This window comes from Metapseudomonas resinovorans DSM 21078 (assembly GCF_000423545.1).
In the GTDB taxonomy this organism is placed as follows: Bacteria; Pseudomonadota; Gammaproteobacteria; order Pseudomonadales; family Pseudomonadaceae; genus Metapseudomonas; species Metapseudomonas resinovorans.
The window spans coordinates 189,805-214,802 of the sequence record NZ_AUIE01000009.1; the positions used below are offsets into that span (position 1 = coordinate 189,805).

Here is a 24,998-nt window from a genome sequence, read left to right on the forward strand (position 1 = left end):
CTCAGCTCGGCGGCGAGTCAGAGGCCAAGTTCACCCGCGCGCCGGGCGGCACGCTGGGCAGCGTCGGAATCCGGCTCGAGGCCCGGTCCGCCATCGCGATAGAGATCGGCCAGTTTGCGCGCGGCCAGAGGATGGCCGGCATCGGCGGCCAGGCCCCACCAGCGCGCGGCGTCGGCGGCATCCGGTGCCTGGCGGGCGTCACCAGCCAGGCTCAGCACGCCCAGTTGGTAGGCGGACTTGCCATCACCAGCCTGAGCCGCCTGGCGCAGTAGGCGAATACCCTCCTCCCGCGCACCGAAACCATGCCCACGGTGCAGCAGCAAGTGACCGTAGAAGCTCTGCGCAGGCACATCGCCCAAGGCAGCCATTCGTGCGTACTGGCCCTGCATCCACTGCCAGGCACGGGGTTGGGCGACCAGTTTCGGAAAGCGTATCAGCCAGCGCGCCGCCTGATAGCCAATCCGCGCTCTCAGCTTCCAGAACATCACTGTTCCTCGGGGTAGCTGAACTCGAACACCCGAGCCACTTCGGAGGCATGCCAGGAGGCCGCTGCGATGCCATCCGGAGGACCGGCGAAGCGCCCCAGGCGCTCGACGCACTCGAAGAAGCCGGTGCGCGGCAAGCGGCTGGCACCCTGGCTGATGACCAGGGAACTACGCAGTGGACGCTCGGCGCGGGCATCGAGGGCAGCCAGATGCTCAAGGGCCGCAGTGAGGGTCTGCATGGCCGGGGATGGCAATTGCAGACGTTCGATCAACGCCCGATAAGTCAGCAGGTGCCGCTGACGGCGTGCGTCTTCCAGTTCATTCAACAGGGCTTGCCAGTGCTGGCGGCTGATTCGCAGACTCAAGATCCGGACTCCCAGCCGGAAACCCCGAGGGCACGCGCCAGACCGCGCTTGATGGCTTCATCAGGCTCACGCTCGCCGCGCTCGATCAGCCCGAGGTAGTGGGGGCTGATGCCCACCGCACGGGCCAGTTGCTCCAGGCTCTGTCCCTGGGCTTCGCGCAGCGACTTCATTTGGCCGATCGCCGTCCTGGCAGGCTCGGCGGCCGTTTCAGTGGTGGCCTGGCCGGCGGCGCGCAGTAGCGCCTGGTACTCGGCCCAGGGCAGTACTGCGTACTCCGCCTGGCCGTCACGCATGATCACTTGCACACTCATTGAAGCTCCCCGTGGAACGCAGTGCCGACTGCTTCAGCACCTCCATGCAGGCGGCCATATTATCAGGCCAAGGGCCCGCAGAGGGTGAACTATACTGCGTCCACCAGGCGGGGGAAGGTACGTGACGCGGCATTTTCATGTGGTTTTCTGGATACTCGCCAGCCTCTGGCCCGGCCTGCTGCGGGCCGAAGAGCTGCGCTGGGGCTTCGGCCCGGCTGATGGCATGCCTTACGTTCAGGTGAGCGAACATGTCCTGCTCGGCGGCTTCATCCGTCGCCTCGGCGAACGTATTGCCAAGGATCTGTCTGTTTCGGTGAGCTTCGTCGAAACACCGAACAAACGCATCGAGGAATCCCTGAAGAACGGGCGCATCCATCTGATCTGCAATTCCAACCCCGAGTGGATGGTCGACGCTCCGGCCTATCACTGGTCGCCACCGTTGTTCGAAGAAGAAGACGTCCTTCTCCAGCACCGCGACAGCCCAGCGATCAACGGTCTGACCGATCTCAAGGGCAAGGTGCTGGGCACCAGCTTGGGTTACGCCTACAGCATGCCGTTGATGGAAGCCTTCGCGAACCACGACGTGGAACGCAAGGACGTGCGCGACCTGGACACTCGCCTGAACCTGCTGAGCCACAAGCGGCTGGATGCCGTCATCGACATGCGCCGTGCCCTCGCCTATGAATTGGCCGCGCGCCCTGACGTACCGCTGGTGTTCAGCCCCTGGGTAGTGGAGCGCTATCGTTTGCATTGCGCCTATGGCAACCAGCTGCCAGTAGCAGCCGAACACTTGGATGCTGCGCTGCGGAGCCTGCGGGACAGCGGCGAACTCGAATCACTGCTGCAAGGCGAACAGCAGCGCGCCGGGCTTCAGGACCGCTGAGAGTCCGGGGCCGGCAATCGCTCCAGGACCGCCTGCACTTCCGGTGACTGCTTCTCGCGCCATGCCCGGAAGGCGTCCAACTCGCCACCCCAGGTCTTCAGGACCCAGGCCAGCACCGCCAGGTCGTCGACGAAGCCCATGCCAACCAGCCAGTCCGGAAGCGCATCGAGAGGCGTGACAAAGTAGAGCAATGCCCCCACCACCGCGAGGAATGCCTTGGGGTTGATCTGCCGGTACTCACCACGCAGCCAGGCATTGGCCAGGGACAGTAACAGTCGCAAGTCATCTTTCACCGCGCCAAGACGACCGCTCTGGCTCGAGCTCTTGCGGGATGCAGCCAACAGCAGTGACGGCAATCGCCCACCGGCCAGGAAACGTTGTGCCAGGGTCAGGTAACGCTGGAAATTCCAAGGTGCTTTCATCGGTACTCCTCGGCAGAAGCTTGGCCTAGAGGGCTTGGCGCGGTTATCCACGAAATCTGTGGATAACCTTGTGAACAGTTTTCCACAGAGAGGGGAAAACGCCCATATCATGCGGCTCCGCGACAGATCGGGCAAATTTTACCCAGCGCCAAAAGACCAGCAAAATCAAGCATTTGACCTGGCGGTCCGCAATGCGACCGCAGGTCGCACTCGGTACGGGCATGGTTACCCGGTCATGTGCATAACCGTAACACTTTCCCACCACCCCACTCCCGTTGTGACCGAAAGGTCGGCTCTCGGTTCGAGCGGGACCGGCGACGGAAGCGAAAACGCCCCGTCGAGACGGGGCGTTTCCAGGGAACCAACTGCCGCTTACTGCTGCTCGGCGGCGGCCGGATCCTTGATACTGATTAGTTCCAGGTCGAACACCAGCACCGAGTTGGCCGGAATGGCCGGGCTCGGGCTCTGCTCGCCGTAGGCCAGCTCGCTGGGGATAAAGAGTTTGACCTTTTCGCCCACATGCATCAGTTGCAGGCCTTCGACCCAACCCGGGATCACGCCGTTGACCGGCAGGTCGATGGGGCTGCCACGCTGGACGGAGCTGTCGAATACGGTGCCATCGGTCAGCTTGCCTTCGTAGTGAACGGTCACTACGTCGGTGGCTTTGGGCTGCGCACCTTCGGCCTTCTTCACGATCTCGTACTGCAGGCCAGAAGCGGTGGTCACCACGCCTTCGCGCTTGCCGTTGTCTTCGAGGAATTTCTTGCCGGCTTTGGCGTTCTCGGCATTCAGCGCAGTCATGCGCTCTTCGGCACGCTTCTGCAGGAAGGCAAAGGCTTCAACCAGCTCTTCGTCCTTCAGGCGCTGCTCCTTTTTGCCGATGGCGTCTTCGATACCTTGCGCAACGGCCTTGGGATCAAGGTCATCCATGCCTTCCTGAGCCAGGCTCTTGCCCATGTTCAGGCCGATACCGTAGGAGGCTTTCTGGGCCGGAGTCTTGAGTTCAACGCTGGTCTGCGAATCGCAGCCCGCGAGAACCAGGCCCACCAGGGCCACAGCGGCCGCCAACCGATGTTGTTTCATGCTGAATCCTTGTCTGTCGCCGTGATGGCAATACGATGGAGCGGCGAGCTTAGCAGGCCGCCGCGAGGAGTGGCTATGGGCAATGAGAACAGGGGTTTGGCAATAAGTTCAGCGTCTTGCGCCGCGTCACGTAAGCAATGATGACAGTGCTGTAGGACCTTTCGGCCAGACAAAGAAAAAGCCCCCAGGCATTGCTACCTGAGGGCTTTGCTTGGGTGGGTGATGACGGGATCGAACCGCCGACCCTCTGCTTGTAAGGCAGATGCTCTCCCGGCTGAGCTAATCACCCGGATGCGTCCCACGAGGGTCCGCACACTAAATGAAAAACCCCCAGGTGTCACCTGAGGGCTTTGAATATGGCGCAGCGGACGGGACTCGAACCCGCGACCCCCGGCGTGACAGGCCGGTATTCTAACCGACTGAACTACCGCTGCGCGTAACTGCGAGATGGTGGGTGATGACGGGATCGAACCGCCGACCCTCTGCTTGTAAGGCAGATGCTCTCCCGGCTGAGCTAATCACCCTTCACTCTCGAAGTGGGGCGCATTCTAGAGAGGTATCGGGACCCTGGCAAGTCCCTTTTGAAAAAAAATTCTCAGGCCTTCCAAAGGCTTAGCTCAGGGTTGAGCCCAACACCTCCCGATGAGAATAATGCGCCCTTTGTGTCCAGAGGTTTTCCCCTATGTGGTTTCGCAACCTGCTTGTCTATCGCCTCACCCAGGATCTGAATATTGATGCCGAGGCGCTGGAAGCCGCGCTGGCTACCAAGCCGGCCCGGCCATGTGCCAGCCAGGAGCTGACCACCTACGGATTCGTGGCGCCCTTCGGCAAAGGCGCGGATGCGCCGCTGGTTCATGTCAGCGAAGGCTTCCTCCTGGTGGCCGCGCGCAAGGAAGAGCGCATTCTCCCCGGCAGCGTGGTGCGCGATGCGCTGAAAGAAAAGGTCGACCAGATCGAGACCGAGCAGATGCGCAAGGTCTACAAGAAGGAGCGCGATCAACTGAAAGACGAGATCGTCCAGACGTTCCTGCCGCGTGCCTTCATCCGCAAGTCGGCCACTTTTGCCGCCATAGCCCCGGCCCAGGGCCTGATCCTGGTCGACGCCTCCAGCCCGAAGCGCGCCGAAGACCTGCTATCCACCCTGCGTGAAGCCATCGGCTCGCTGCCCGTGCGTCCGGCTTCGGTGAAGATCGCCCCCACCGCCACGCTCACCACTTGGGTCAAGACCCAGGAAGCCGCCAGCGATTTCTACGTACTGGACGAGTGCGAACTGCGCGACACCGACGAAGAAGGCGGTGTGGTGCGCTGCAAGCGCCAGGACCTGACCAGCGACGAGATCCAGCTGCACCTGACCTCCGGCAAGCTCGTCACCCAGCTGTCCCTGGCCTGGCAGGACAAGCTGTCCTTCATCCTCGACGACAAACTGGTGATCAAGCGCCTGCGCTTCGAGGACCTGCTGCAGGAGAAGGCCGAACAGGACGGCGGCGACGACGCACTCAGCCAGCTCGACGCAAGCTTCACCCTGATGATGCTGACCCTGGTGGAGTTCATCCCCCAGCTCTTCGAGGCCCTGGGCGGCGAAGAGATTCCGCAGGGCGTCTGACCCTCCCGAGCGCCGGCCCCGAGCCGGCGCTTCCACGATAAGGCCAAGGAATGACCATGCGCGTCCTCGCTGCCCTCAGCCGCTTTGTCGGCAACACATTTGCCCTGTGGATTCTGCTGTTCGCCGTGCTGGCCTTCTACCTGCCGGCCTGGTTCCTGCCGTTGACCTCGTGGATCGTCCCCCTGCTCGGGCTGATCATGTTTGGCATGGGCCTGACCCTGAAGACCGAAGACTTCCGCGAAGTGGCGCGGCGTCCGATGCGGGTGATGATCGGCGTGGTCGCCCAGTTCATCATCATGCCGGGCCTGGCCTGGCTACTCTGCAAACTGCTGCAGTTACCGCCGGAGATTGCCGTCGGAGTCATCCTAGTGGGTTGCTGCCCGGGCGGTACCGCCTCCAACGTGATGACCTGGTTCTCCCGCGGGGACGTTGCGCTGTCGGTGGCGATCACTGCGGTGACCACCCTCCTCGCCCCCCTGGTGACGCCCGCCCTGATCTGGCTGCTGGCCTCGGCCTGGTTGCCGGTGCAGTTCAGCGCCCTGTTCATGTCCATCCTGCAGGTTGTACTGCTGCCCATCGCCCTCGGCCTGGTAGCCCAGCGCCTGCTGGGCGAGCGTGTGCGTGTTGCAGTCGATGTGCTGCCACTGGTATCGGTGGTCAGCATTGTCGCCATCGTTGCCGCGGTAGTGGCCGCCAGCCAGGCGAAGATCGCCGAATCCGGCCTGCTGATCATGGCAGTGGTGGTCCTGCACAACGGCCTCGGCCTGACCCTGGGTTACCTGGCCGGGCGTGTATTCGGACTGCCGCTGGCCCAGCGCAAGACGCTTTCCATCGAAGTCGGCATGCAGAACTCCGGCCTTGGCGCTGCGCTGGCCAGTGCACACTTCTCGCCCCTGGCGGCGGTCCCCAGCGCACTGTTCAGTGTCTGGCACAACCTCTCAGGCTCCCTGCTCGCCGCGATCTATCGGCGCATGGACGACGGCTCCCGGGCCGATCAGCAGTAATTCCCGAGCCACTCCGCCGACCGGACTTGTCCGGTCGGCCAGGATGTGCAAAATATTGCGCAGCGTAAGGACGACCTTACCACTCTGCGAGTGCTCACCGGGGACGGCCCCAGCTCAATCTGTCGTCTCTCTGGAGGTCACATGTCCTGGATCATTCTCTTCTTCGCCGGCCTGTTCGAGGTGGGTTGGGCCGTCGGCCTGAAGTACACCGACGGTTTCAGCAAGCCTCTTCCCACAGCCCTCACTGTTGCCGCGATGCTCGTCAGCCTGGGCCTTCTCGGCCTGGCCATGAAAGAACTGCCCCTGGGCACGGCCTATGCCATCTGGACTGGCGTCGGCGCAGTAGGCACCGTGATCGCCGGTGTCATCCTGTTCGGCGAGTCCATGGCGCTGGTGCGTCTGCTCAGCGTCGCGCTGATCGTTTGTGGCTTGATCGGCCTCAAGCTCAGCCACTGACACCCGAAATGAAAAAGCCGCGCAATGCGCGGCTTTTTCTATTCACCGGGCATCACCTCGGAGCTCGGCCACCTGCAGCTGCAGGGTCTGGCGGTCGACCCGCTCCGGTGACAACGGGGCACCCGCCACCAAGCAAATGCGTGACCAGAAACGCCGGAACAAACCCTTGGCCGGGTCGCGGCTGAAGAAGCTGCCCCAAAGCCCCTGCAACGCCATGGGAATCACCGGCACCGGGTTCTCTTCCAGAATGCGCTCTATGCCGCTCTTGAACTCATTCAGCTCACCGTCGGAGGTCAGTTTGCCTTCGGGGAAGATGCACACCACCTCGCCGTTGCGCAGGTACTCGGCGATGCGCTTGAAGGCTGCGTCGTAGACCAGCAGGTCTTCATGCCGCGCAGCGATGGGCACGGTGCCAGCGGTGCGGAAAACGAAATTCAGCACCGGCAGCTGGTAGATCTTGTAATACATGACAAAGCGCACCGGCCGCCGCACCGCCCCGCCGATCAGCAGGGCATCGACGAAGGACACGTGATTGCACACCAGCACCGCCGGACCTTCCTCCGGGATCGCCTCCAGGCCCTTGTGCTCCACGCGGTACATGGAATGGCCGAGCAGCCAGACCAGGAAGCGCATGGTGAACTCCGGCACGATCTTGAAGATGTAGCTATTCACCGCGATGTTCATCAGCGACACCACTAGGAACAGCTCCGGGATCGACAGCCCGGCGACGCTGAGGAAAAGGATCGAGGCGATGGCCGAGACCACCATGAACAGCGCATTGAGGATGTTGTTCGCGGCAATCACCCGTGCCCGCTCGTTCTCCGCCGTACGCGACTGGATCAACGCATATAGCGGCACGATGTAGAAACCTCCGAACAGGCCGATGCCGAGGATGTCGGCGAGGATCAGCCAGGCCTGGCCGTGGCCCAGCAGCGCCAGCCAGTCATGGGGGACGGCGCCCTGCGGGAACTCGCCGGAATGCCACCAGAGCAGCAAGCCGAACAGGGTCAGGCCGATGGAGCCGAAGGGCACCAGACCGATTTCCACCTTTCCGCCTGAAAGCCGCTCACAGAGCATCGAGCCCAGCGCAATGCCCACCGAGAACACGGTGAGGATCAGGGTCACGACGCTCTCGTCGCCGTGCAGCAACTCCTTGGAATAGGCCGGAATCTGCGTCAGGTAAACGGCACCAAGGAACCAGAACCAGGAGTTGCCCACCAGCGAGCGCGATACCGACGGCCGCTGACCAAGACCCAGGCGCATGATCTGCCAGGACTGGCGGAAGATGTTCCAGTCAAGCGCAAGTCCCGGCAGGGCTGCCGCCGCCCGGGGAATTCCGCGGCTGGCCAGGTATCCCAGGCTCGCGGTAAGGACGATGGCGCAGGCGACGATCGGCTCGTAGCGCTCGGCGGACATCATGAGGCCAGCGCTGATGGTACCGGCGAGGATGGCCAGGAAAGTGCCCATTTCCACCAGGGCGTTGCCCCCCACCAGCTCATCCTCTCGCAGCACCTGCGGCAGGATCGAATACTTCACCGGGCCGAACAGCGCCGAATGGGTGCCCATCGCGAACAGCGCCAGGAACAGCAGCGGCAAGCTGTCGAAGAAAAACCCCAGGGCGCCCACCGCCATGATGGCCACCTCGGCCAGCTTGATGGCGCGGATCAGGGCATCCTTGGCGAACTTCTCGCCGAACTGGCCACCGAGGGCAGAGAAGAGGAAGAACGGCAGGATGAACAGCAGCGCGCAGAGGTTTGTGAAAACGCTCTTGTCGCCGGAAATGGCGAGTTTGTAGAGGATCGCGAGGATCAGCGACTGCTTGAAGATGTTGTCATTGAAGGCGCCGAGCAGCTGGGTCACGAAGAACGGCAGGAACCGCCGTGTGCCCAGCAGGGCGAATTGCGAGTGTTGGCTCATCTTCCTTGGTACCTGGTGGTTGGCAGTGGAATAGCCTCGTGCGCTCAAGGCACACGTCGCTGATTGGACAGCAAGACACTGGCCGAAAGCCACATTCACCAGAAAGATGTTTGCGCCATTTCCGCGAAAGCCAGCGCACGAAGCCGGTAGGTCCGTTCCCGCATCCTACGTGCGATTCAGATCGGCAGTTGCCCCAGCGCCCAGCGCAGCAGGAAGAACAGCACCAGGCCACCGAGGATGGTCGCCAGCAGGTGGCGACTCAGGGCGGCGATCAATATCGCCCCCAGGCCCGCCAGCAGGTAGGCGTTGTCCAGGGCAAGGTGGAAGTGCTGGCCGTCGGGCATCAGCATGCCCGGCACCACGATGGCGGTGAGCACGGCGGTCGGCACGTAGTGCAGGCCCTGGCGCACCAGAGGCGGGAAGCTCAGGTTTGGCCAGGCGAACAGGCTGTAGCGGATGGCGAAAGTGATCGCCGCCATGCCAAGGATCAAGCTCCAGGTTTGCATGAGATGCCCTCCCCCATCAGATCGAGTCGATAGCGACGCTCCAGCACCACACCCACGGCAATGCCACTGAGGGCGGCGGCCATCAGGCCCAGCTTGTAGGGCAGGCCCTGGCAGGCCAGCGCCACCGCGCCCGCTACCAGCGCGGCAGCGACTTGCGGCTTGTTGCGCAGCATGGGCACGACGATGCCGATGAAGGTGGCGAGCATTGCGAAGTCCAGCCCCCATGCCGCGAGGTTGGGCACCGCCTGGCCGAAGAGCACGCCTACCAAAGTGCAGAGCTGCCAGTTCAGGTACATGGCCAGGGCTGCCCCCAGGAAGTACCAGTGCTTGTGCGGCGACGCGTCCTGCTCGGCATAGCGGTGTTGAACCACGGCAAAGGCTTCGTCCGTCAGCCAGAAGGCCAGCGGCATCCGCCAGCGGGCCGGCAGGTGGCGCACGAAGGGCTGCAGGGTGGCGCTGTAGAGGGCGTGGCGCAGGTTGACCACGAAGGTCGTCAACAGCACCACCGCCGCCCCGGCGCCGCCGCTGAGCAGGGTAATCGCGATGAATTGGGACGAACCGGCGAACACTAGCAGCGACATGCCCAGCGTCTGCCAGGCGGACAGGCCGGCGCCAGCGGCGAGGGTGCCGAAGATGATGCCGAACGGAATGGCGCCAACGATCATCGGGACGATGTCTCGGGCGCCGTGGATGAACTCAGTGGTACGGGACATGGGGCCTCCTTGTCCCGGGAGATTAGCGCCAGGCCATCAATGGGTCTTGAACGATCTTGCGCAGGCGTTGCGATATTCGCCGGGGCCTACGCCATAAGCCTGCTTGAACTGGCGGGTCAGGTGACTCTGGTCGGAGAAGCCCAGTTGCGCCGCAACGCCAGCCGGCGCGCAGCCCGCCTTGAGCAAGACACGGGCATGGTCCAGGCGCTGCTGTTTGAGCCAGGCATGCGGCGGCATGCCGGTGGCGCGGCGGAAGGTTCGAGCGAAATGGAAGGGCGAGAGCCGGACCTCGGCGGCCAGCTCCTCCAGGGAGGGCGGCTCGGCCAGGCGCTCGCGCAGCAGGTTCTTGGCCCGCAGCACGGCCTGGGGTTCGCGTCCGGGTGTACCGGGCTCTGGCAACCTGGCATGACGACGGAACAGCGCCAGCAGAGCCTCGCGCCAGGAGGTCTGTTGCTGCAGGGCACTGGCATCGCTTTCCAGCAGTTGATGCAGATGAGTGAACATCCGCACCAGGTCAGGGTCCTGGTGCACGCTGCCGATAAAGGCCGGCATTCCCGCCAGTGGCAGCTCGAGCTCGTCCAGCGCGCTGCGGACCAGGGCAACATCGGGGTAGAACACCCGATAGCGCCAACCCTCGTCATGCCCCTTGGAGCCGGTATGCACCTCATCCGGATTGATCAACGCCAGGCTCCCAGCGCCGGCCAGGTGGTCGGCGCCACGGTAGCGGTAGCGCTCGGCACCCGCCTCGACCACGGCGATTACATAGCCGTCATGCACATGGGGAGCGAAGCGATGGTCGATGTATCGCGCGGACAGCAGCTCCAAGCCCTCCAGATGGCCCGCCTGCCAGAAATGCGCGTCTTCCCGCTGTTCGCCCATGGCCTATGCGCTGAACAGCGCCTCCAGTCGTTGCTTCACCTCCGGCCAGTCGTGGTCGGTGATGCTATAGAGCACGCTGTCGTCGAGACGGCCGTCCGCCAGGCGGCGATGATTGCGCAGCACTCCCTCGCGCTGGGCACCGAGTTTCTCGATGGCACCCTGCGAGCGCAGATTGCTGGCAGCGGTCTTCAGTTGCACCCGCACCAGCCGCCACTCCTCGAAGGCGTGGCGCAGCATCAGGTACTTGATCGACGCGTTCAGCCCCTTGCCGTGCTCGCCGGCAGCGAGCCAGGTCCAACCAATTTCGGCGGCCGGCAGATTGGGCATGAAGTCGGCAAAGCGGGTGGTGCCCACCAGGTTGTCGCCCAGTCGGATGGCGAAAACCACCGCCTGCCCTTCCCGTTGGGCGGCCAAGCCCTGGCGATACCAGTCCGGACGGAGTGGACCATTCATATAGACGAGGGCTTCGCGGTTTGCGTCAGCCAGGGTCACCAGCGCCGGGACATCGGCCTCCGTCAGCGGATCGAGGCGCAGGGCGCCGCGCTGCAGGGTGACCGGTTGTGGATTGAACATCTGCGCCTCCTCAGGCGAAAGAACCCTGCCGGATGAGAACGTCACGCCAAGCGGAAGTGCCATGCAGGGGCCCGCGCCAGACAAACGAAACAGCGCGGGCAATAGAGCACGCTAGCAGCCCCCGGACGGGGGCTCAAGAGCGCCTGCGACCTTGGTCGCAGCGGCCTGACGAATTGCCGGCTTTGGTGCGAAACTGCTGGAAGTCGAATTACGGCGGGTCCTCACCGCCACCGTACCCTCCGGAGTTGCAATGTCGCTGTCCAGCGGGCTGATCGCCACGGTCGCCTTTCTCTACATGGCCGTCCTCTTCGCCATCGCGTTCTATGGCGACCGCCGCAGCGCGCCACTGTCGCCGCGCATGCGCGCCTGGGTCTACAGCCTGTCCCTGGCGGTCTACTGCACCAGCTGGACCTTCTTCGGCGCCGTCGGCCAGGCCGCCGGACAAGTCTGGAACTTCCTGCCCATCTACCTCGGCCCCATCCTGCTTCTGCTGGTGGCGCCCTGGGTGGTGCAGAAGATGGTGCTGATCAGCAAGCAGGAGAACATCACCTCCATCGCCGACTTCATCGCCGCGCGCTACGGCAAATCCCAGGCCCTGGCGGTGGTGGTGGCGCTGATCTGCCTGGTCAGCGTGTTGCCCTACATCGCCCTGCAGCTCAAGGGCATCGTCCTCGGGGTGAACCTGCTGATCGGCTCAGGCGCCGAATCCTCCGGCACCCGTGCCCAGGACACAGCGCTGATCGTGTCGCTGGTCCTGGCGCTGTTCACCATCCTCTTCGGCACCCGCAACCTCGACGCCACCGAGCACCACCGCGGCATGGTGCTGGCGATCGCCTTCGAGTCCCTGGTCAAGTTGCTGGCCTTCCTTGCGGTGGGCGCCTACGTCACTTTCGGCCTGTTCGACGGTTTCGACGACCTGTTCACCCGCGCCCGCAGTGCCCCGCAACTGGAGCACTACTGGTCGCAATCCATGGACTGGTCCTCGCTGCTGGTGCAGACCGGGGTCGCCATGCTCGCGATCATCTGCCTGCCCCGGCAGTTCCACGTCACCGTGGTCGAAAACATCGAACCACGCGACCTGCGCCAGGCGCGCTGGGTCTTCCCCATCTACCTGGCCCTGGCTGCGCTGTTCGTGGTGCCCATCGCCCTGGCCGGACAGATGCTGCTGCCCAGCGGCGTGATCCCGGACTCCTTCGTCATCAGCCTGCCGCTCGCCGAGGCCCATCCGGCCCTGGCGCTACTGGCCTTCATCGGCGGTGCCTCGGCCGCCACCGGCATGGTGATCGTCGAAGCCGTAGCGCTCTCGACCATGGTCTCCAACGACATGCTGCTGCCCTGGCTGTTGCGCCGGCAGAACGCTGAACGGCCCTTCGAGGTGTTCCGCCACTGGATGCTCTCGGTACGCCGGGTCAGCATCGTCGTGATCATCCTGCTGGGTTACGTCAGCTACCGCCTGCTGGGCTCCACCGCCAGCCTGGCAACCATCGGCCAGATCGCCTTCGCCTCCATCGCCCAGCTTGGCCCGGCGATGATCGGCGCACTGTTCTGGAAGCAGGCCAACCGTCGCGGCGTGTTCGCCGGCCTCGCCGCCGGCGCCGCACTCTGGGCCTATACCCTGGTGCTGCCGGTGATTGCCCGTGGCCTGGGCTGGCCGCTGGAGAACTTCCCCGGCCTCGCCTGGCTGATGGCCAATCCACTGGATCTGCCCATCGAGCCCCTGACCCAGGGCGTGGTGCTGTCACTGGCCGGCAACTGGCTCCTCTTCGCCTGGGTGTCCGTGTTCTCCCGTACCCGCGTCTCCGAACACTGGCAGGCCAGCCGCTTCGTCGGCCAGCAAGTCTCCGCACGCGCTGCCTCGCGCACCCTGCTGGCGGTGCAGGTCGACGACTTGCTGATGCTGGCGTCGCGCTTCGTCGGCGAAGAACGCGCGCGGCAAAGCTTTATCCGCTTCGCCTATCGCCTGGGCATCAGCTTCAACCCGGCGCAGAACGCCAACCAGGACTGGATCACCCACACCGAGCGCCTGCTCGCCGGCGTGCTGGGCGCCTCTTCAGCGCGGGCGGTGGTGAAGGCGGCCATCGAAGGCCGCGAAATGCAGGTGGAGGACGTGGTGCGCATCGCCGACGAAGCCTCCGAGGTGCTGCAGTTCAACCGCGCCCTGCTGCAAGGCGCCATCGAGAACATCACCCAGGGCATCAGCGTGGTGGACCAGTCCTTGCGCCTGGTGGCCTGGAACCGCCGCTACCTGGAGCTGTTCGACTATCCGGACGGCCTGATCAGCGTCGGCCGGCCGATCGCCGACATCATCCGCTACAACGCAGAACGCGGCCTGTGTGGGCCGGGCGAAGTGGAGTCGCATGTCGCCCGCCGTCTGTTCTGGATGCGCCAGGGCACGCCGCACACCTCCGAGCGCCTGTTCCCCAACGGCCGGGTCATCGAGCTGATCGGCAATCCTATGCCCGGCGGCGGCTTCGTCATGAGCTTCACCGACATCACCGCCTACCGCCAGGCTGCACAGGCCCTCAAGGATGCCAACGAAGGCCTGGAACAGCGGGTCACCGAGCGGACCCTGGAACTCTCCCAGCTCAACCAGGCGCTGATCGAGGCCAAGGGCACGGCAGAGTCGGCCAACCAGTCCAAGACGCGCTTCCTTGCCGCCGTCAGCCACGACCTGATGCAACCGCTGAACGCCGCGCGCCTGTTCTCCGCCGCCCTCGGCCACCAGCAGGACGCCCTGCCCCGTGAAGCCCGCGAGCTGGTCAACCACCTCGACAGCTCGCTGCGTTCGGCCGAAGACCTGATCACCGACCTGCTCGACATCTCGCGCCTGGAAAGCGGCCGCGTCACCCCCGACCGCACGGCCTTCCCCCTGGCCTCGCTGTTCGACACCCTCGGCGCCGAATTCAAGGCGCAGGCTCAGGAACAGGGCATGGACTTCCGCCTGCGCGGCAGCAAACTGCGGGTGGAAAGCGACATGAAGCTGCTGCGCCGGGTGCTGCAGAACTTCCTCACCAACGCCTTCCGCTATGCCAGGGGGCGTGTGCTGCTGGGGGTGCGGCGCGACGGCGACAGCCTGAGGCTGGAAGTCTGGGACCGCGGCCCGGGTATCCCGGAAGACAAGCGCAAGGTGATATTCGAAGAGTTCAAGCGCCTCGACAGCCACCAGACCCGCGCCGAGAAAGGCCTCGGGCTCGGCCTGGCCATTGCCGATGGACTGTGCCGCGTACTCGGCCACACCCTGGAAGTGCGTTCCTGGCCCGGCAAGGGCAGCGTGTTCAGCGTCACCGTGCCGCTGGCCCGCGTCCAGCAGCCCTCGCCGGTGATGCAGAAGCAGGCCGAAGCCAATGGCCAGGCCCTCAACGGCACCCAGGTGCTGTGCATCGACAACGAAGACAGCATCCTCACCGGCATGCACAGCCTGTTGTCACGCTGGGGATGCCAGGTCTGGACCGCTCGCAACCGCCTGGAATGCGAGCACCTGCTGTCCGAGGACGTGCGCCCGCAGCTGGCACTGGTGGACTACCACCTGGACGAAGGGGAAACCGGTACCGAGCTCATGGCCTGGCTGCGGACCCGCCTTGGCGAGCCGCTGCCCGGCGTGGTGATCAGTGCCGACGGCCGCGCCGAACTGGTGGCCGAAATCCACGCCGCCGGCCTGGACTACCTGGCCAAGCCGGTCAAGCCGGCCGCGTTGCGCGCCTTGATCAGCCGGCATGTGAGCCTGCGCTGATTTCCACGCCAATGCCCGCCTGAGAGAGGCCCGTCAGCGCGAGACCCAGTTCCATGCAGGGCACGCCCTCTTGCGAAGCAGCGCCAACCTAGGGAGCGGCGTGTGGATAACTGTCGAGCAGCCGCCTGGCAAAGCTTTCCAGCGCCTGCCCCGGCAAGCGGTTGATGCCAGCGGCGCGCTTGCGCCCTCCCCCCGTCGCAAAGCCCCTGCAGAAGGCATCCGCCTCCAGGCTGGCGTTGGCCGGCACACGCAGGCTGAAGGTCCAGTCGCCATCGGCCCTGGCGCTCAGCAGACCGAGTGCGCGTTGCGGATCGCGAGCAGCGAGCTGGTTGGCCAGCACGCCGCTGACCCGCCGCGCCCAGGGCTTCGCAGGCAGCCGGTATAGCGACGCCCCCTCCCCCACGCGCCACGGTTCCAGGCTGGCCGCTGCCGCCATATCGGCGGCATGGCCTTCGCGTAAACGGGCGAAGCTGGGGCTGAGCCGGAAGAACGCCAGTGGATCGTCATAGGGCAACAGCTCCGCCGCCAGCGCCACCGGATCGAAATGCAGGTCGGCAAGATGGTCGCCATAGGCGTTGTAGTTCAGCAGCAGGCCCAGCTCTTCAAGCGCCGCCAGATCCTCTTGCGCCACCCCATGACGTTCGGCCAAGGCCCGCGCCGGCCCTGGCATGCCGTCACCGAAGGCCGCAGCCACCGCCCAGCGGTGGAAGCGCCCCTGGAGGAAACGATCCACCAGCAAGCTGGTGCAGACATCCGCCGCCACATCGATGAAGGGCTCGAAGGCCGGGTGCTCCGGCAGATCGCCGGCAAAGTGGTGATCGAAGTAACGCAGCCCGGCGCCCGCCGTGAGAAGCCGCGCCGCATCGGCGCGGTTCTGATCAAAGGAAATGTCGAGCACCGTCACCCGTTCACCGGGCCCGGCCTGCACCCGCCGCAGCAGGTCGATGTCGCGCTTCACTCCGCTGACCAGGCGCACGTCCGCCGCCAACTCCCCACCCAGACGCAGCTGCTGCAGGGCGCAGAGGCCGTCGGCATCGCCATTGAAGGCACAGTGATCGAGCATGTCCGTCTCCCCCGCGCTCAGCGCATCAGTTCACCGCCGTTGGCGTCCAGTTGTGCGCCGTTGATGGCGCTGGCGAAATCGGATGCCAGGAACAACGCCGCGCGAGCGCATTCCTCGTCGCCCGGCATACGCCCACCGGGAATACCCGCACTGAACTCCGCACGCACCTGCTCCTCACTGACACCCCGCGCGGCAGCGGCATCACGTACATGCGCCTGCACCGGCTCGCCCCACATCCAGCCACAGGCCAGGCCGTTGACCCGCAGGCCGTACCCGGCCAGCTCGTGGGCCAGGTATCGCACCGCCGCCGCCAAACTGCCCTTGGAGATCGCGTAGGCACCACCGCCGGCGTAGGGCTGGTGCACGCCCAGGGTGCTGACCATGACGATGGCACCGGAGCCCTGGGCCTTCATCCGTGGCAGCACAGCGCGCGTCAGGTTCAGCGAACCGAACAAATTGACGTCCAGCGCCTCCTGCAGATTGGCATCGCTACAGCTTTCAAGTGTGTCGAAACCACCGTGGGCGTAGGCGCTGTTGATCAGCGCGTCGATGCGCCCGAAGCGCTCCACCGTGGCTTCGGCGAAGGCCCGGCATGCCGCTGCATCACTCACATCGGTGGACTTCCACAGCACCTGGCAGTCAGTGCCCAGCGCCTGGATGCTCGCCTCGGCCTGGCGCAGACGCGCCTCGTTGCGGGCGCAGATGGCCACCGCGCGAGCCCCTGCTCGGGCCGCCTCCAGGGCCAGCTTGATCCCCATGCCGGGGCCAATGCCGGAAATCATCACCACCTTGTCGTTCAGCAACATGTTCCTGTCCTCTTGTTCTTGTTGTCGTTCGGGATGCATCAGCCCGCCAGGTAGCGGGCACGGTACTGGGCGTAGTCGCGTAGCAGGCGAGCCTCGTCGAGGCCGAAGGCAGCCGCGTCGTACTGGTGCACGGCACGCTTGTCGCGGCCGTTGTCCACCAGCCAATCCGCCATGGCCGCGCGGACGCCGGGCGCCAGTTCCAGCCCGGCGAAACGGTAGATGCGCGCCACTACCGCCAGCGGATCGCTCACCGTGTCCTCGAAGTACACGTCCAGAAAGGCCTCGTCCGGCAGCCCGTCGCGGACCTCCAGGCTGTGCCGCAGGGCACGGGCCATGCGGCCGTTCCACTGTTCGCCGACTTGCGCCGGATCGGCCTGGTCGCTGTAGATCTGCCAGAGCGTGTAGATGAAGCTGGCGAGCGAGGGGATGGTCTTGCCCGGTTCGCGATGGGTAAGGACCACCTGAGCGCGCGGGAAGACCTTGAACAGCAGTTCGAGGGTGTGCAGGTGCTGCGGGCTCTTCAGCAGCCAGCGGCGCCCAGGCGCGATGCCGCGACGCGTCTGCTGCCATTGCAGGAACTGCAGCATCTTCTTCAGGTAGGCATACACCTGGGTCTGGTCCTGGCGATCGAGCCAGGCCGTGTAGGCCGGCACATTGACGTAGGAGTCCATGGCACACAGGAAGGAATGCTCCATGAGCATGAACTCCTCGTCCGGCTGCTCGGCGTCCAGCGGGTGGATGGCGAGGATCTGCGGCACGAACTCGACCATCGCGCAAACCTCCGCCCTCGCCCTGCCGATCCGCTCGGCGGGCTGTTCCAGCAGCTCCCCGGGTAGCGGCGCGGGGTAGCGGGTTTCCCACCACTGCGCCTTGCTGAATTGCGGGTCCACCGCCAGCAGACGCTGCAACAGGGTGGTACCGGTGCGCGGCAGGCCGACGATCACCAGCGGATCGTCGATCGGTTGCTGGAGAATTTCCGGAAAACGCCTGCAGTGGTCCTCGATCACCAGGCGGTTGACCAACTGCGCTACCAGCTTCTCCCTGAGCAGGGCTCGGCCTTGCGCGGAGAGGCACGCTTCGTCGTGCAAGGCACGCTGCAGGACCCGAAGCGCCTCGCGGAAGTCACCGGGGCCGAAGTCGTCGAGGCCGCCGGCGCGGGCACTGGCTTCGGCCAGCAGGCTGTCGGGTGCGAAGGCGTCGGTCGCAATCATCGGGTCGCTCATTGCAGCTCCTTGAGGTGGTCGAGCTTGACCACGCGGGTGGTGGGATGGACCGGACACTCAGCGCCTACCCAGCGCAGGCAATAGGTGCCCTCGGCATGCCCGGCGGTTTCCAGCCAGTTCGGCAGACCGGGATCGCGATGGCTGAGCACCAGGCGCACGCCCCCTTGGCCGTCCAGGTGCGCCGAGTGCTTGTTCAGGCAGATGCGGTGGTAGCGGTAGTCCAGCGACTCCATCCAGTAGTTGTTGATCTGCAGATTCCAGAAGTTGCAGTCGGGCACCTGCTCGACCTCGATCAGCAGCGCCTCGTCGTCTGCCAGGGCCCAGTAGCCGTGGTAGTAGACGATGTTCGGATCACCGCCCACGGCCTGGCACAGGGCCTGGTCCGCCAGCGGCAACTGGTTGGGCTGCGCCTGGTAACCCTGTGCCCAGTCGGCAAAGAGACGCGCGGTGTTCTCGACGAAACTCGCCGCACGCCCCAGGCTCTGGTGCAGACGCTCGGCACTCAGGGGTTCCGGCTGCTGGCGGCGGTCCAGGCGCTCGATGTGCAACTGCGCGGGCTGCTCACGGGTGCGGTCAAGGAAGGTCTGGCGCACGATCAGCGCATTGCTCTGCGCCTCCAGACGCAGCCAGTTGCCGCTGGCGGGGCGTTCCTGGCTGAGGATGAGTTCGAAGCTGCCGTCGGCCTCCAGCTGCAACTGGCTGGCATCAATGAAACCGGTCTGGATCATTTTGCCGTCGCTTTCGTAGCCACCCTTCTGAGTACCGAAACTGAGGTACGCCACGCTGCCGCGCCGGCCGCTGACGCGGTACGACCGCTGGCCGTTGAGGCGCGCGTACTGGTAAAGATTGTCCGGGTTGTCGGCGCCGATCTTGGCCGTCTCGTGGGACGGCGAGAAGAAGCCGGGGAAGTCCGGGTCGGCGAACTCCAGGTGCATTTCCAGGGCGATGCGCAGCAAGCGGGTGAGGTAGCGGAAGCCCTCGGCGCGGGTCTGCGCGTCGACGGGCGCCTCGTCCCGCAGTATCTGTTCACCGGCGTGCCTGAGCCTGTCGCAGAAGTCGTTCCAGACCTGCCCGGTCAGCACCTGCTGTTCGATTCCATCTGTCGCCATGTCGGTCTCCTCGGGTCCGGCGGAATGCCCGCCGCTGCGCAAACCTTAGGGAGAGCGGCATGACCGATTCTTCGTCTGGGCGGACTAAGAATCGGCTTACCGCACGACGGGAAGCGGTCAGACGTCCGCCGGTTGGACCGCTACCTAGTCCGCCCGGACGAGGAGTCCGGACCAGTACGCTGGGAGCATCAGCCGCACCGGCGCCGCGCAGTGCGGCACCGCCTGAGACTCGAGGAGTCCCCGATGCCTGAAGAGAAGAACCTGGTGCGGTCGCTGACCGTGGACATCGCCGCCCCTGCCGAACTGGTCTGGTCAGTGCTGGTGGACCTGGCGCGCTATCCCGAATGGAACCCCTTCACCGTGAAGGTGGAGTCCAGCCTGCGCCTGGGCGAGCCGGTTAACCTGTACCTGCCCGACCCGGCCCGCCCGGGCGAGCGGGTGCACGTGGTCGAGCAACTGGCCAGCTTCGAGCCGCCCCGCCTGCTGGCCTGGGAGATGCACGCCAGCGCCGACAACCCGGACGCCGCGCGCCGCGAGCAGATCATCGAAGCCACCGGTGCGGACAGCTGCCGCTACCACACCACCGACCTGTTCCTCGGTCCCACTGCCGATCAGGTGATGGCGCTGCACGGCCCCTGGGTCAAGCAGGGTTTCGATGCCGTCGCACTGGCGGTGAAGGCACGGGCCGAAGCCCTGTTCGCCGCCAACCGCTGAAACCTTGTCCGGTCGGACGAAGAACCCGCAGCAACGCATTCCCTACCGTGGAAAAAAGCCGGCCCGCACCATGCGGCGCCGGCTCCATCCAACGGAGGCAAGCAATGCTCACTCACCTAGAACGGCTGGAAGCGGAAAGCGTCCAGATCATCCGCGAAGTGGTCGCCGAGTGTGAAAACCCGGTGATGCTCTACTCCATCGGCAAGGACAGCGCGGTGATGCTGCACCTGGCGATGAAGGCTTTCGCTCCGGGCAAACCGCCCTTTCCCCTGCTCCACGTGGACACCACCTGGAAGTTCCGCGAGATGATCGCCTTCCGCGACCAGACCGCCCAACGCCTGGGCCTGGAGTTGCTGGTGCACGTCAACCCGGAAGGCGTCGAGCGCGGCATCAACCCCTTCACCCATGGCTCGGCCCTGCACACTGACATCTGGAAAACCCAGGGCCTCAAGCAGGCGCTGGACCTCCACGGTTTCGACGCGGCGTTCGGCGGCGCGCGGCGCGACGAAGAGAAGTCGCGCGCCAAGGAACGGGTGTTCTCGATCCGTTCCGAGCAACACCGCTGGGACCCCAAGCAGCAGCGCCCGGAGCTCTGGCGCCTGTACAACACGCGCAAGCGCAAGGGCGAGAGCCTGCGGGTGTTCCCGCTGTCGAACTGGACCGAGCTGGACATCTGGCAATACATCTACCTGGAGCAGGTCCCCATCGTGTCGCTATACTTCGCCCGCGAGCGCCCGGTGGTGCAGCGCGACGGCACCCTGATCATGGTGGACGACGAGCGCCTGCCGCTGCGCCCCGGCGAAATGCCCGAACTGCGCAAAGTGCGCTTCCGCACCCTGGGTTGCTATCCCCTGACCGGCGCCATCGACAGCGAGGCCAACAGCCTCACGGCAATCATCCAGGAAATGCTGGTGAGCCGAACCTCGGAACGCCAGGGCCGGCTGATCGACTCCGATTCGGCCGGTTCCATGGAGAAAAAGAAGCAAGAAGGGTACTTCTGATGAGCGCCATCCCCAACCTGGACCAATACCTGCAGCAGCAACAGCGCAAGGACCTGCTGCGCTTCATCACCTGCGGCAGCGTCGACGACGGCAAGAGCACCCTGATCGGGCGCCTGCTCTACGAGACCAAGGTGCTCTTCGAAGACCAGCTCGGCCAACTGGAAACGGACTCGAAGAAGCTCGGCACCCAGGGCGGTGACCTGGACTTCGCCCTGCTGGTGGACGGCCTGGCCGCCGAGCGCGAGCAAGGCATCACCATCGACGTCGCCTACCGATTCTTCGCCACCGACAAGCGCAAGTTCATCGTCGCCGACACCCCCGGCCACGAGCAGTACACCCGCAACATGGTCACCGGCGCCTCCACCGCTGACCTGGCGGTGATCCTCATCGACGCCCGCCAGGGCCTGCTGCCGCAGACACGCCGGCACAGCTTCCTCGTGTCCCTGCTGGGTATCCGAAAGGTGCTGGTGGCAGTGAACAAGATGGACCTGATGGACTATTCGGAAGCAGTCTTCCGACGCATCGAAGCCGACTACCGAACCTTCGCCGAAAAGCTCGGCCTGACCGATATCCAGTGCATCCCACTCTCGGCGCTCAAGGGCGACAACCTGCTCGAGCGTAGCGCCGACATGCCCTGGTACCAGGGACCCAGCCTGCTGCAGCATCTGGAAAGCGTTCCCCTGGATCACGACCGCGCCAGCCACTTGCCCTTCCGCCTGCCGGTGCAATGGGTGAACCGGCCGAATCTCGACTTTCGCGGCTATGCCGGCAACGTGGCCGCCGGCAGCATCCGCGTCGGCGAACGCATCCGCGTGCTGCCTGCGGGCAAGCAGAGCCGGGTGAGCGGCATCTTCGGCCTGGCGGGCCCGCAGCAGGAAGCGGCCTGTGGCCAGGCCGTGACCCTGACCCTGGAAGACGAGATCGACATCAGTCGCGGCGACCTGATTACCCTCGCCGATGCTGCGGCGGAGGTGGCCGACCAGTTCGAGGCCACCCTGGTCTGGATGGCCGAGGAACCGCTGCTGCCCGGTCGCCCCTACCTGATGAAAATCGGTTGCCGCACGCTGGGCATGAGCTGCGCCAACCTCAAGCACAAGGTCGACATCAACAGCCTGGAGCAATTGGCGGCCAGGACCCTGGAGCTGAACGAGATCGGCGTGTGCAACCTCGGGCTGGACCAACCGATCGCCTTCGATCCCTACACGAACAACCGTGACACCGGCGGTTTCATCGTCATCGACCGGTTGACCAACCAGACCGTGGGCGCCGGCATGCTGCACTTCGCCCTGCGCCGGGCGCAGAACGTGCACTGGCAGGCCATCGATATCGACGCGCGGGCGCGGGCCGAGCTCAAGGGCCAGACGCCTCGCGTCCTCTGGTTCACCGGGCTGTCCGGTGCCGGCAAGTCGACCATCGCCAATCTGGTGGAGCGCAGGCTGCACGCACTGGGCCGACACACCTACCTGCTCGACGGCGACAACGTGCGCCATGGATTGAACCGCGACCTGGGTTTCAGCGAGGCAGACCGGGTGGAGAACATTCGCCGGGTGGCCGAGGTGGCGCGGCTGATGCTGGATGCCGGACTGATCACCTTGGTGTCCTTCATTTCGCCATTCCGCGCCGAGCGGGAACTGGCCCGCAGCCGGGCCGGGGAAAACGCGTTCCTGGAGATCTTCATCGACACGCCGCTGGAACTGGCGGAACGGCGCGACCCCAAGGGCCTTTATCAGAAGGCCCGGCGTGGCGAGCTGAAGAACTTCACCGGCATCGACTCACCCTATGAGCCGCCGCTGGCGCCGGACCTTCACATCGACACCCGCCGCGAATCGGCAGAAGAAGCCGCCGAGCGCATCGTCGCGTACCTGCTGGCACTCTGACCGGCAACTCCGGCAGCCGTCGGCCCCATCCCAGGATGTCATCCGGGGAGCGGGCCGACGGTCCCGGAGCCTAGGCCGAACGGACGATTTATCCACAGCTCGTGCGGCCAATACTCGCCCCATCCAGCCCGACAACCACAACAAGCGAGGCGCGGATGCACATCCTCGATCACGCCGACGACCTGGCGGGCATCGGCGCCCGCGAACTGAGCGAACTGCTGGCGCTGACCTATCGTGGCCCGCTGGAGCCCACGCCCTGGGCCGGCCTGCTGGAAGCGCTGCGACTGCGCCTGGACGCCAGTTTCCTTACCCTGGTCCTGCGCAATCCGGCTCACGAACGGCCGGGGTTGATCGTCAACGCCTCGATCCACGGCCCACACCTGCCGGGCGAACCATCCTACAGCGAGCACTACTACGCGATCTGCCCCTTCCTCCACTGGCCGGCCGATCAGGTTGCCAGTGCTGACGAAGTCATGGGCAGCGACACCTGGCAGGCCCACGACTTCTACCGCAACTACCTGAAGCCGCTGGACCTGCGCTATGTCCTGGTGGCTAACATGCGCACCGCTTCCGGCATGGACTGCGCCTTGTTCGCCTGCCGCGGGCACGGCGGCAAGGACTTCGACACCGACGAAATTGCCCTGATCCGCCTGCTTCGCCCCCACCTGCAACAAGCCGTCGACCTGCATTCGGCAGTCGACGAGCTGGATTCGGAACGGCTCCTTTATGCAGCCACCATCGACCGCCTGCTCGTGGGCACGGTGATCCTCGACGAATCAGGCAAGGTGATGCGCAGCAACCAGGCGGCACAGCGGCTGTTCGCCACCCACGACGGCCTCGAATGCCGACAGGAGAAACTGCTGGCCTTCGCCGGCAAGGACAATCGCAACCTGCAGAAGGCCATACTGGCGGTGCTCCAGCAGCACCAACTCGGCCGAGCCGACTGCATTGAAGTGCTCACCCTGGCACGCCCCACCGGGGAAGTGCCGCTGAATGTGCTGCTGCGCCCCATCGCGCTCAATTACGAGGGCCAGGGCAACACCCGGCGACCAGCTGTCGCGGTGTTCATCCGCAATCCCGGCGACTCGCCCCAGGCCTCGCGACGCTTGCTGCGCAGCCTGTTCCATCTGACCCGCACGGAAACCGAGGTGGCCCTGCTGATGATGGACGGACTGACCCTGGACGAGAGCGCCGAGCGCCTGGGCGTCTCGCGCAACACCGTACGCGCCCACCTGCGCGGTGTCTTCGCCAAGACCGGTGCAACCCGCCAGGCACAACTGGTGAAGACCCTGCTCAACAGCGTCGCGTCCCTGGCATGAGCGGGGAATCGGGCCAATAGCGGTTGGGGGCGTGCAACGAAAAAAACCGGCCGAAGCCGGGTCAAAAGGCACAGACAATTTCGCTCAAACCCGCCCAGTCGGGCAGCAGCTCCCGGTTGTCAGTCCGGGAACCTCAGTTGTCGATACGCCGCTCGCTGACGTTGATCACGTCCTCAGCAAGCAGCGGCCAAGGCCGGCGCGGTGGTGGTGTAGGCGCCGTCGAGGTAGACCAGCGGGCTGATCTCCGCGCTGTTGTGGATCGCCACAATCCGGCCGATGAAGATGGTGTGGGTGCCGTAGCTGAACTTGCCGTCCTGCTGGCAGAGAATCGCCGACTGGGCGTCGCCCAGGTAGGGAATGCCGCCTTCGCTGCTGCGCCAGTCGCCCCGCTGGAAGCGCGCCTCGCCCTTCACCGGGCCGCTGCACAGGTGCGACAGCTCCTCCTGCTCCAGCCCGAGGATGTTCACGCAGAAGTCCGCACCGGCATCCAGCACCCCGTGCAGCGACGCGCTCTGGTTCACGCAGATCAGCAACGACGGCGGCTCGGTCGACAGTGAATCCACCGCAGTGGCAGACATCGCGAAGCGCTCCTGGCCGTTGCTGGTAGTAATGATGGTCACGGACTTGGCCAGACGACGCATCGCCTGGAGCATCGCGGCTTTCAGATCGGCCTGGCTCATCGCACTGCCCTCTTGTTGTGCTCAAGTGCTGCCGATTTTTCGCCAGCCCCGGCCGGGCAACATCGTCCGAGGGGACTAGTTGGATTGCCGGACATATGGTCCGTTTGAGGGATGTCCCGACCCTTGCCCGTTGTTTGAATGCCCGGCGATAGGTGGAAAAGCCTTCAACCGGAGAACAACAACATGCTCGACCACGACCTGATCCGCCAACGCCTGAAACAACGTGCCCGTGAGCTGGTGCCGGTGCTGCGCGAGCGCGCGCCGCTGGCCGCGAAG

The 24,998-nt window shown here is 65.1% G+C and carries 24 protein-coding genes and 3 tRNA genes; 9 read left to right on the forward strand and 18 right to left on the reverse strand.

Going from position 1 to position 24,998, the window contains the following annotated elements:
- Positions 1-17: 17 nt before the first annotated feature.
- From G559_RS0110745 to G559_RS0110755, 3 genes are read right to left on the reverse strand one after another with little or no spacing between them, the layout of a single operon-like run.
- Positions 18-485, reverse strand: a complete 468-nt coding sequence (locus G559_RS0110745; protein ID WP_028628225.1) for an SEL1-like repeat protein — start codon at positions 483-485, stop codon at positions 18-20.
- Positions 485-850 carry a hypothetical protein gene (locus tag G559_RS0110750; protein ID WP_028628226.1) on the reverse strand — a complete coding sequence of 122 codons (366 nt, stop codon included), beginning with the start codon at positions 848-850 and terminating at the stop codon, positions 485-487. The genes G559_RS0110745 and G559_RS0110750 overlap by 1 nt, the downstream gene beginning before the upstream one ends.
- Positions 847-1,161, reverse strand: a complete 315-nt coding sequence (locus G559_RS0110755; RefSeq protein WP_028628227.1) for a helix-turn-helix domain-containing protein — start codon at positions 1,159-1,161, stop codon at positions 847-849. The genes G559_RS0110750 and G559_RS0110755 overlap by 4 nt, the downstream gene beginning before the upstream one ends.
- A 151-nt stretch (positions 1,162-1,312) precedes the next feature.
- On the opposite strand from G559_RS0110755, the gene G559_RS0110760 reads away from it, so the two are divergent.
- Entirely contained in the window at positions 1,313-2,044 is a 732-nt protein-coding gene (locus G559_RS0110760; protein WP_028628228.1) for a substrate-binding periplasmic protein, read from the forward strand.
- Here G559_RS0110760 and G559_RS0110765 read toward each other — a convergent pair.
- From G559_RS0110765 to G559_RS0110785, 5 genes are all read right to left on the reverse strand, one after another.
- Positions 2,032-2,466 (reverse strand): YkvA family protein, encoded by a 435-nt coding sequence (locus G559_RS0110765; RefSeq protein ID WP_028628229.1) that lies wholly within the window; start codon positions 2,464-2,466, stop codon positions 2,032-2,034. The two genes, G559_RS0110760 and G559_RS0110765, sit on opposite strands and share 13 nt — an antisense overlap.
- A 372-nt stretch (positions 2,467-2,838) precedes the next feature.
- Complete coding sequence (locus G559_RS0110770) at positions 2,839-3,549, reverse strand: FKBP-type peptidyl-prolyl cis-trans isomerase (RefSeq protein ID WP_028628230.1); 711 nt, start codon at positions 3,547-3,549, stop codon at positions 2,839-2,841.
- A gap of 216 nt (positions 3,550-3,765) precedes the next feature.
- Positions 3,766-3,838: transfer RNA gene (locus G559_RS0110775), tRNA-Val, on the reverse strand.
- 68 nt (positions 3,839-3,906) lie between these two features.
- Positions 3,907-3,983, reverse strand: a tRNA-Asp gene (locus G559_RS0110780).
- Between the two features lie 14 nt (positions 3,984-3,997).
- Positions 3,998-4,073 (reverse strand) — tRNA-Val (locus G559_RS0110785).
- A gap of 158 nt (positions 4,074-4,231) precedes the next feature.
- On the opposite strand from G559_RS0110785, the gene rdgC reads away from it, so the two are divergent.
- The 3 genes from rdgC to sugE all read left to right on the forward strand — a co-directional run bounded on the left by rdgC (position 4,232) and on the right by sugE (position 6,612).
- The gene (rdgC, locus tag G559_RS0110790) at positions 4,232-5,152 is read left to right on the forward strand and encodes a recombination-associated protein RdgC (RefSeq protein WP_028628231.1); all 921 of its coding nucleotides are present in this window, start codon (positions 4,232-4,234) and stop codon (positions 5,150-5,152) included.
- A 56-nt stretch (positions 5,153-5,208) separates the two neighbouring features.
- Positions 5,209-6,156 (forward strand): bile acid:sodium symporter family protein, encoded by a 948-nt coding sequence (locus tag G559_RS0110795; RefSeq protein ID WP_028628232.1) that lies wholly within the window; start codon positions 5,209-5,211, stop codon positions 6,154-6,156.
- A 141-nt stretch (positions 6,157-6,297) separates the two neighbouring features.
- Positions 6,298-6,612 (forward strand): quaternary ammonium compound efflux SMR transporter SugE, encoded by a 315-nt coding sequence (gene sugE, locus G559_RS0110800; protein WP_028628233.1) that lies wholly within the window; start codon positions 6,298-6,300, stop codon positions 6,610-6,612.
- 42 nt (positions 6,613-6,654) lie between these two features.
- Here sugE and G559_RS0110805 read toward each other — a convergent pair whose 3' ends face one another.
- From G559_RS0110805 to G559_RS0110825, 5 genes are all read right to left on the reverse strand, one after another.
- Positions 6,655-8,529 (reverse strand): MFS transporter, encoded by a 1,875-nt coding sequence (locus G559_RS0110805; RefSeq protein ID WP_028628234.1) that lies wholly within the window; start codon positions 8,527-8,529, stop codon positions 6,655-6,657.
- A 176-nt stretch (positions 8,530-8,705) separates the two neighbouring features.
- Positions 8,706-9,035 (reverse strand): AzlD domain-containing protein, encoded by a 330-nt coding sequence (locus G559_RS0110810; RefSeq protein WP_028628235.1) that lies wholly within the window; start codon positions 9,033-9,035, stop codon positions 8,706-8,708.
- Positions 9,017-9,748 (reverse strand): AzlC family ABC transporter permease, encoded by a 732-nt coding sequence (locus tag G559_RS0110815; RefSeq protein WP_028628236.1) that lies wholly within the window; start codon positions 9,746-9,748, stop codon positions 9,017-9,019. Before G559_RS0110815 ends, G559_RS0110810 begins: the two co-directional genes overlap by 19 nt.
- Before the next feature lie 36 nt (positions 9,749-9,784).
- Positions 9,785-10,627, reverse strand: a complete 843-nt coding sequence (locus G559_RS0110820) for an AraC family transcriptional regulator (protein WP_028628237.1) — start codon at positions 10,625-10,627, stop codon at positions 9,785-9,787.
- A gap of 3 nt (positions 10,628-10,630) precedes the next feature.
- Positions 10,631-11,200, reverse strand: a complete 570-nt coding sequence (locus G559_RS0110825) for a GNAT family N-acetyltransferase (RefSeq protein WP_028628238.1) — start codon at positions 11,198-11,200, stop codon at positions 10,631-10,633.
- Between the two features lie 250 nt (positions 11,201-11,450).
- On the opposite strand from G559_RS0110825, the gene G559_RS0110830 reads away from it, so the two are divergent.
- Positions 11,451-14,930, forward strand: a complete 3,480-nt coding sequence (locus G559_RS0110830) for a hybrid sensor histidine kinase/response regulator (RefSeq protein WP_028628239.1) — start codon at positions 11,451-11,453, stop codon at positions 14,928-14,930.
- An 88-nt stretch (positions 14,931-15,018) separates the two neighbouring features.
- On the opposite strand, the gene G559_RS0110835 is transcribed toward G559_RS0110830, so the two are convergent.
- Genes G559_RS0110835 through G559_RS0110850 form a run of 4 tightly spaced genes read right to left on the reverse strand, consistent with a single transcriptional unit; the run spans position 15,019 to position 19,131 of the window.
- Positions 15,019-15,993, reverse strand: coding sequence for a hypothetical protein (locus tag G559_RS0110835; RefSeq protein ID WP_028628240.1), 975 nt, complete (start codon positions 15,991-15,993; stop codon positions 15,019-15,021).
- A gap of 17 nt (positions 15,994-16,010) precedes the next feature.
- The gene (locus G559_RS0110840; RefSeq protein ID WP_028628241.1) at positions 16,011-16,799 is read right to left on the reverse strand and encodes an SDR family oxidoreductase; all 789 of its coding nucleotides are present in this window, start codon (positions 16,797-16,799) and stop codon (positions 16,011-16,013) included.
- A 38-nt stretch (positions 16,800-16,837) separates the two neighbouring features.
- On the reverse strand, positions 16,838-18,022 hold the full coding sequence (locus tag G559_RS0110845; RefSeq protein ID WP_028628242.1) for a sulfotransferase family protein: 1,185 nt from the start codon (positions 18,020-18,022) through the stop codon (positions 16,838-16,840).
- Positions 18,019-19,131: a DUF1214 domain-containing protein gene (locus tag G559_RS0110850; RefSeq protein WP_028628243.1), complete on the reverse strand. Its 1,113-nt coding sequence runs from the start codon at positions 19,129-19,131 to the stop codon at positions 18,019-18,021. The genes G559_RS0110845 and G559_RS0110850 overlap by 4 nt, the downstream gene beginning before the upstream one ends.
- 243 nt (positions 19,132-19,374) lie before the next feature.
- Between G559_RS0110850 and G559_RS0110855 the strand changes: the two genes are divergently transcribed.
- From G559_RS0110855 to G559_RS0110870, 4 genes are all read left to right on the forward strand, one after another.
- Positions 19,375-19,845 (forward strand): SRPBCC domain-containing protein, encoded by a 471-nt coding sequence (locus G559_RS0110855; protein ID WP_028628244.1) that lies wholly within the window; start codon positions 19,375-19,377, stop codon positions 19,843-19,845.
- 86 nt (positions 19,846-19,931) lie between these two features.
- Positions 19,932-20,846 (forward strand): sulfate adenylyltransferase subunit CysD, encoded by a 915-nt coding sequence (gene cysD, locus G559_RS0110860; RefSeq protein WP_211228792.1) that lies wholly within the window; start codon positions 19,932-19,934, stop codon positions 20,844-20,846.
- The gene (cysN, locus tag G559_RS0110865) at positions 20,846-22,723 is read left to right on the forward strand and encodes a sulfate adenylyltransferase subunit CysN (protein ID WP_051246562.1); all 1,878 of its coding nucleotides are present in this window, start codon (positions 20,846-20,848) and stop codon (positions 22,721-22,723) included. The genes cysD and cysN overlap by 1 nt, the downstream gene beginning before the upstream one ends.
- A 155-nt stretch (positions 22,724-22,878) precedes the next feature.
- Positions 22,879-24,042 (forward strand): helix-turn-helix transcriptional regulator, encoded by a 1,164-nt coding sequence (locus tag G559_RS0110870; RefSeq protein WP_036997283.1) that lies wholly within the window; start codon positions 22,879-22,881, stop codon positions 24,040-24,042.
- 173 nt (positions 24,043-24,215) lie between these two features.
- Here the strand turns inward: G559_RS0110870 and G559_RS0110875 are convergent, their stop codons facing one another.
- Entirely contained in the window at positions 24,216-24,722 is a 507-nt protein-coding gene (locus G559_RS0110875; protein WP_028628248.1) for a flavin reductase family protein, read from the reverse strand.
- Positions 24,723-24,998 lie beyond the last annotated feature (276 nt).